At 47.0% G+C, this 6,864-nt stretch carries 8 protein-coding genes and 1 pseudogene; 4 read left to right on the top strand and 5 right to left on the bottom strand.

The window, feature by feature from the left end:
- Together WBA89_RS10450 and WBA89_RS10445 are read left to right on the top strand one after the other, a co-directional pair.
- Window positions 1–556, top strand: a pseudogene (locus tag WBA89_RS10450) (shikimate dehydrogenase); the annotation flags it as partial.
- 115 nt (window positions 557–671) lie between these two features.
- Window positions 672–1,103, top strand: a complete 432-nt coding sequence (locus WBA89_RS10445) for a hypothetical protein (RefSeq protein ID WP_424406226.1) — start codon at window positions 672–674, stop codon at window positions 1,101–1,103.
- Window positions 1,104–1,336: 233 nt separating this feature from the next.
- On the opposite strand, the gene WBA89_RS10440 is transcribed toward WBA89_RS10445, so the two are convergent.
- The 4 genes from WBA89_RS10440 to WBA89_RS10425 form a co-directional block, all read right to left on the bottom strand.
- Window positions 1,337–1,624: a YggT family protein gene (locus tag WBA89_RS10440; protein WP_424406225.1), complete on the bottom strand. Its 288-nt coding sequence runs from the start codon at window positions 1,622–1,624 to the stop codon at window positions 1,337–1,339.
- A 27-nt stretch (window positions 1,625–1,651) separates the two neighbouring features.
- Entirely contained in the window at window positions 1,652–1,834 is a 183-nt protein-coding gene (locus WBA89_RS10435) for a hypothetical protein (RefSeq protein ID WP_424406224.1), read from the bottom strand.
- Between the two features lie 24 nt (window positions 1,835–1,858).
- Window positions 1,859–2,182 carry a hypothetical protein gene (locus tag WBA89_RS10430; protein ID WP_424406223.1) on the bottom strand — a complete coding sequence of 108 codons (324 nt, stop codon included), beginning with the start codon at window positions 2,180–2,182 and terminating at the stop codon, window positions 1,859–1,861.
- A gap of 194 nt (window positions 2,183–2,376) precedes the next feature.
- Window positions 2,377–2,745 carry a YkgJ family cysteine cluster protein gene (locus WBA89_RS10425; RefSeq protein WP_424406222.1) on the bottom strand — a complete coding sequence of 123 codons (369 nt, stop codon included), beginning with the start codon at window positions 2,743–2,745 and terminating at the stop codon, window positions 2,377–2,379.
- A gap of 321 nt (window positions 2,746–3,066) precedes the next feature.
- On the opposite strand from WBA89_RS10425, the gene psb30 reads away from it, so the two are divergent.
- Entirely contained in the window at window positions 3,067–3,207 is a 141-nt protein-coding gene (gene psb30, locus WBA89_RS10420; protein WP_193976083.1) for a photosystem II reaction center protein Ycf12/Psb30, read from the top strand.
- 106 nt (window positions 3,208–3,313) lie between these two features.
- Here psb30 and recJ read toward each other — a convergent pair whose 3' ends face one another.
- On the bottom strand, window positions 3,314–5,422 hold the full coding sequence (gene recJ, locus WBA89_RS10415) for a single-stranded-DNA-specific exonuclease RecJ (protein ID WP_424406221.1): 2,109 nt from the start codon (window positions 5,420–5,422) through the stop codon (window positions 3,314–3,316).
- Window positions 5,423–5,733: 311 nt separating this feature from the next.
- Here recJ and WBA89_RS10410 point away from each other — a divergent pair, with 311 nt between their 5' ends.
- On the top strand, window positions 5,734–6,639 hold the full coding sequence (locus WBA89_RS10410) for a bestrophin family protein (protein ID WP_424406220.1): 906 nt from the start codon (window positions 5,734–5,736) through the stop codon (window positions 6,637–6,639).
- Window positions 6,640–6,864: the final 225 nt, after the last annotated feature.

The following is a 6,864-nucleotide window of genomic DNA, read 5'->3' as shown; positions in this document are numbered from 1 at the left end:
ATCCAGTCCCCCCCCTTACCAAGGGGGGGCTAGGGGGGGTTCCGATTGGAGTCAGAAAGTAGCGGTAATTTTGGGGAATGGCGGGGCGGCGAGGGCTGTTGTGGCTGGATGCGCTCAATTGGGATGTGCAGAGATTCACGTTGTCGGCCGCAGCGAACAAAATTTAGCAGAATTTCGGCAGAGTTGGGTGAATTCTCCGATGCCGGTGCAAAATTTGCAGGTGCATACTTGGGATAATTTGTCAATGTTAATTCCGCAGGCGGATTTGCTGGTGAATACTACTCCTGTGGGGATGCACCCGCACGGGGAAAAGTCGCCGGTTTCTGCTGCTGCGCTCGATCGAATTTCTGCAGGTGCGATCGCCTACGATCTAATTTACACCCCGAATCCTACTCAGTTTCTCAAAGATTCGCAGCAAAGAGGGGCGCGAACTATTGACGGACTCGAAATGCTCGTTCAACAAGGAGCAGCCGCCTTGAAAATTTGGCTGGACACAGAATCAGTCCCAGTCGATGTGATGCGCCAAGCCCTGCGGCAGCATTTAGGCTTAGACTGATGCTATTTGTGTGGCGGTAGGGAAACCGCGCAGTGCTGTTTCCCTAAAGATGTTGAAAATTCGATCGTGAATTCGCGCTAAGCTGGGAATTAAAATATACGCTAAGCTGCAATTTATGAAATTTCGAGCTATCAGTCTTTTTTTTGCTACTTGCGCGATCGCAATTTTTAGTTTGGCATACACTCCGCCCGCTTGGGCTCTGACACAGATCAAACTTTCGGATCTTGCTTATCACGAATGTCCGGCCGAAATGGCAGAAGGAACAGTCACCAGCGGCAGTTCTATGGAAGCTAACTGCTTTTTGATTACTGGAAAAGCGGAAAATAGCAGCGGCAAACCTGTTGTCAATGCGGATATTTTCGGCCGCATTTATGATGCAGATGAAAATCCGGTGATGCAAAACCGGACTCGCTTGGGTTCCATCGCAGAAGTTCCTCCCGGAGTTAGCGATTTTGAAATTAGAATTTCGGTGGCCAGCAATCAACGAACACCTTTGAAGCTCAAGCAATTTAAAGCTACAGGTTTTACTGGCGTGGTTCGCCGCTAACAAAACTATTTGAGATTTTGGGTGGCCCTGAAATTGCGATGCAGTTTTCGATTTTCGCTGGTAGATTTTAGATTGTTGAAAAGCTGGCAATTTCTCATTTCTAATTTACGAAGAACTCCCCAGCTTTTTAACCGGGGAGTTTATCTAAAAATGTCAAATCTAAAATTTAGTTGCGTGCTGCTATGTCTGCCAAACATTTTACGCTTGCTGCTTAACAAATTAAGCTTTTCTAACTACAAGGCTGTTTGCAAGCTGGTCAACAAACCGATCAAGAATTCCGAGCCGAACTGAAGTACAAAAAATGCAATCAGCGGTGAAAAGTCAATCCCTCCTAGGGGGGGGATAATCGATCGGAATAAATTCAGGTAAGGATCTGTTAACTGACTCAAAATTGAAAACGGGGGATCGTACCAATTGATGTTGGGGAACCAGCTTAACAGCACCCTAAAAATCATTAGGACTACATAGATTTGCAGAAATGAGGACAGCGTGGTTGCCAAAAGACCTATGGAATAACTCATATATTCTGTTTGAAGTTTGAGTAAAGTTTACAGACGCTTCAGCTTTAAGCTTAGCATAGCTGGGGAGGGGGCGAGAGTGGGATCGTCCCGATTTGGTAAAAATGTTGTTTGGGAGTGCGATTTTCCGGCTCGCTGGTGTCTGTCTCTGGCTTCGTGCTGTGCGAGCGAACACTCCCGCGTGAAAGTCGATCGCCCGGATGCAACTGGCATACTAATCTACAATTTTAAATTGACTCAGGAGTCTGGGGCGATCGAACCCTCGCTGCTGTGCGCTGGCCCATTCCCGTTGACATCGCCGAGTTGCAGCCGCACGTCATCGATGGTCTGATTTAGCTGGGCAATTTTATCTTCCAAACTCAGCCTTGCTACTTCCATCCCTTCGGCTTCGAGTTGGCTGGCTTTTTTCTGGCGAATCTTTCTTGCCTTTGCTTCTAAAGGTTCACTCAGCAAACCTTCAGCAGCGCGCCGCGACAGCACTGCGCCCAAAACTGCGCCCACCAAGCCTCCAACTGCGGCTCCGGCAATAAATCCTCCAGTAAAACCTTCTCGATTGCTCATGGCTCAACTCAACTGCGCGATATTTCCTTGATTTATTTTGACACTATCGGCTGGAGAAACCGCCAGACGATCGTTCTATTTTAGATTTTAGACTCCGGCGCTAGAGGTTCGGCGAGCGTCGAAGGATTTTAGATTGAAATGCCAATCGCCAAAAACGATCGGGACATACCAAGCCCAAAGAAGCTTCAAGGCGGTTAATTGCCGGGTAAGGCGAGAATTCCCACTTCGGAGTTGAAGCGGATCATCTCCAAAGATCGATCGCCGTAAAGGTCTTCAATGTGCTCCTTGCAGCACTCGATCGCGAAATCGTTCAACTCGGCCGGCTCAATCCCGTACATCTCCTCAAACACCTCAGAGTCTACCCGACAAAAGCGCGGTCGATCGGCATATATTCCGCATTCTCGCGTAGCTCTGTCAAAATTGATACACCAACCGTCATCTCCGACCAAGCTCAAATATAGCTCTAATTCCTCTGCCGATAAGTATTCGTCTAAGTCAGGGCGCTCTGTTGGTTCTAGGTAACAACAAGCACCGCATTGTTTTACGCAACGCCAATTCGCCATAGTTCGTTCGATTTAAGATTAGAGATTTGGCCGGGGATCGGGAAAAATCCGAAACCCCAGAAGATTTGAGCTTTTGGTAGTATATCAAGTGCCAGCGCCGGAGGCGGAAAATCCCGGTTTCGGAGTCTCTCCCTCTTTCCTTCTGTCGATGGGCACAGCAGTTTTTGACTGGGATTTGGTATCGCTGGGAGGTCGATCGTTCTTTACATTTTGTTGACTTTTGTAAATTTCCTTAAACAAGAGGGACAATAGCCCGGTAAAATCAGAAGCGGATTTTCTAATTCAACAATCTAGACTTAATAACTACAGTCAGGAGGACACATGGACTTTATAACCGATCTTTTCAGCGGCCTGGGCGGTGTAAACTACCAACTCATTGTTCAGGTAGCTTTACTCGCAGCAGTCGTGCTCAGCGGCCCGATCGTGATTTTTCTACTGGCCGCTAAAGGCGGCGACTTGTAATTATAGCGCGCTGGCGATCGAGAATTGGGAGTTTTGAATTTTAAATTATGATGCACTCATTCCCAAAGCTCGATCGCCAAATTTCCCAGCAGCACGAGCTTTCTTATCAAATACCCAGGGCGTGTTTAGCAGTTTGAATCAAATTCTCAAAAAAAGGTAAAGATACATCGACTTCTCTAGCATCGAGGCGGGACTTACCCAACAAACCGACGTTTTGTCCGGTTGCAACAGCCAAAACTTGCCCTTGAGAGTTGCGAATTCTCAACTCCTCTTGAGAACCGGCGGGAGACAGACTGCAAGAATAAGTGCGATCGCAATAATCAAACTCAACTTTTCCAAACACCTGCCGCCTCGAACTCGCAGCACTTGCAGGTAAGCGGACACCCAACAATTCTAACTCAACCGAAGTCCTGCCATTAAAACTATTTTCCCGCAATCGGTAAGCAATATCAACCCGCCGAGGCAAAGGAAAATATTCGCCCCAACGCCAAGCAATCCCCTTCACGCTAGCCGAGCCTTTTTCATCTTGAGTTGCAGTTAGTTTAACGTGGCCTCCTTTACCCACAATTTTCTGTTCAGTGATGCAAACATTAGCCGTCCAAAATACAGGAGCCTTATTTTCAATTCCGCAAGGTTCCAAAGCATCAATTTGTCGGTAAAGATCGAGATTAATCTCAGCCAAATCCGCTCGCACATCTACAGAAACCAGCGGCTTGAGGTGTTCCGGCTGCAAACATTGATTGGCAAAAACTGACAGTTGATGGCGAAATTGTTCGAGATTCTGGGCCGGCATCGAAAAACCGCCAGCCGCTTTGTGGCCGCCAAATTTAGTTAACAAATCAGCGCAAAAATTCAGCCCGTCAAATACATTAAATTCAGGAATTCCCCTCGCCGAGCCCCGGATAATATTAGCCGTATCGGAGGGCGGGCACGCACCATCCACCGCCCCTACAGCCTCATCCTCCTCAAAAGTACCGATAAAAACGGGTACGCCGTAGCGTTCCAGCAACCGAGAAGCCACAATTCCGATCACCCCGTGGTGCCAACCGGGCTGCACCACAACTAAAACCCGTTCCTGCTGCAAATCTATCGCACTTTTCTCGCACCAAGCAATCGCTTCCTGCTCAATTTCCTGGCACAACTCCTGTCGGCGCTGATTGATTTGTTCGCACTGCATCGCATTTTTGAGTGCCAATTCGCGATCGTCCGTCGTCAGCAACTCGATCACAATTTGAGGGTCATCCAGCCGCCCCACAGCATTAATCCGGGGCCCCAACCTAAAACCAATATCTTCAGGCTTTAACGTATTATTAGCTTGACTTTTTGAATTAAAAAGAGGTAAAGTTTCCGCACTGCCCGCCTGTACTCCCGCCACCTGAATCAAAGCTTGAACCCCCGCCAATTGCGAGTGAGGCAACAGTCGCAAACCCCGCTTTACCCAGCGGCGATTAACCCCAGTCAAAGGAGCTAAATCCGCAATAGTTCCCAAAGTAAATAACTCCAGCAGCGGATTTACTAACCCACCAACTTTATTCAAATCTTGAGCTAAAGTAATCGCCAAAACATAGGCAACACCTACCCCAGCCAAGCCGCGATAAGGCGAAGATTCCGCAATTAATTTCGGGTTGAGAATAGCATCCGCAGGCGGCAGTTTTGGCGGCAAATCGTGGTGGTCTGTAATAATAACTTTTACACCGAGTTCTCGCGCTCTGGCAACGGGCCCGAAAGCTGCAATCCCGTTGTCAACAGTCAGAATCAGAGCGACACCTTCGGCGTGAAATTCTTCTACAATGCGATCGTTAATCCCGTAACCTTCTCGCATCCGGCTGGGAATAGCATAATCCACCTTCGCGCCCAGAGCCCTGAGAGCTCGCAGCAACAAAGCCGTGCTCGTCATCCCGTCAGCATCGTAGTCGCCGCAAATCGCAATTTTCTGCCCTCCCGAAATCGCCTCCCGCAACAATTTGACACTCGCAGCCAAATCGGGAAACTCATCCATTGGCGCGGGCAAAACCAGAGATTCCGGTTCGATAAACCCCTGCACTTCTTCCACAGAATCGATGCCCCGGTTAATCAGTACCTGTGCTAGCAAAGACGACAAACCGATTTCTGCGGCAAACTGTTCGGCTTGCTGCGGTTGAGGCGCATAAATTTGCCACCGCTGGTTGGGCAATCGGGGAGAATTCGGGGGCAAAGATGTCGGTAGCTCTTGCACGGAAGCTGAGGTCTAAAGATACACAACCAATCATACCTAATTAAGTGGATCAATCAGTCAATCAATTTTAGATTTTAGATATATCCTAAAGATGAGTTTTTTGGATAAAATCCAAAGGTTGTTTGTAGGAAAGGTTTTTTCGGAACCTCTCACCGCACCCCAATAGGGATACCAGCGCCCTATAGAAGTTGTGAAAAGCCCCAATTTTAGATTAAAGTTCCAACCCCCAGATTGCATCTGCCCTTGTCAATCGCCAATCGAAAATAGACTGTGGGCGCAGACGAGCGATTTAATTTTATGAGGAGAATTGCATGAATGTCGATCGACCGTCTTGGTTTAAAATTGCATTACAGGTTCGAGGGTCTGTCATTCTCTCAATTTTGCCCCGGGTTTTGCTGTGCGGCGGCTTTGGATTTTTTATTTCCCTGCTGCACTTTTTAAAATTGCCCGTTTCCTTGCCGATTTTATCTAGTATTGTACCGAGTATTGTGCTGGGTTTACTGTTAGTTTTTCGGACAAATACAGCCTACGAGCGATTTTGGGAAGGTCGGAAAATGTGGGGAACCTTAGTCAACAACGTCCGCAATTTAGCGCGTCAAATCTGGGTAGCAATTGAGGAAAAAGACCCGCAGGATAGCGCCCTCAAAAAGTCAGTCCTGCGCCTGTTGCCTGCCTTTGCAGTATCGATGAAATTGCATTTGCGCCAAGAATCAGTAAATTCAGAATTGGAGCCGTTGATGTCCCTATCGCAGTATCAAAAGCTCAAGTTGATGAACAATCCACCGCTAGAAATTGCATTTTGGATTGAGGATTATTTGCACGAGCAGTACGAGCGCAATTGCCTCGATGTCTATCAGTTAACTGCTATGAAAGAGTTGCTAAACTCTATGATAAATGTATTAGGCGGCTGCGAGCGGATTTTGAAGACACCTATCCCTTTGGCTTACGCGATTCACCTGAAACAGCTATTGTTGCTTTACTCTTTGGCACTGCCCTTTCAAATGGTGAACGAGTTGGGTTGGGGAACCGGTCCAGTTGTAGCTTTAATTAGTTTTACTTTGTTCGGCATCGAAGAAATCGGTCTAGAAATAGAAAATCCCTTCCAACACGATCCCAATGATTTGCCTTTGGACAATATTTGTGTTACCATGCAGCGCAATATTGACGATTTAGTTGCTTTATCTCCTAGGGTTCACAAACACTTGCAAGATAAGTAGAGTCATTAGTCATTGGGAATTGGGAATGGGGCATTGGGCATTGGGAATTGGTCATTAGTCATTAGTCATTAGTCATTAGTCATTAGTCATTAGTCATTAGTCATTAGTCGTTAGTCATTAGTCATTAGTCATTAGTCATTAGTTATTAGTCATTAGTTATTGTAGGGTACGTCGCTATTGAAAATTAGTAGACTTCTTGCAAAAATAGTTAGGACGGGCTAGAAG

This window comes from Microcoleus sp., assembly GCF_049646505.1.
Classification (GTDB): domain Bacteria; phylum Cyanobacteriota; class Cyanobacteriia; order Cyanobacteriales; family Microcoleaceae; genus Microcoleus.
This window is presented reverse-complemented; position numbering and strand designations above follow the sequence as displayed.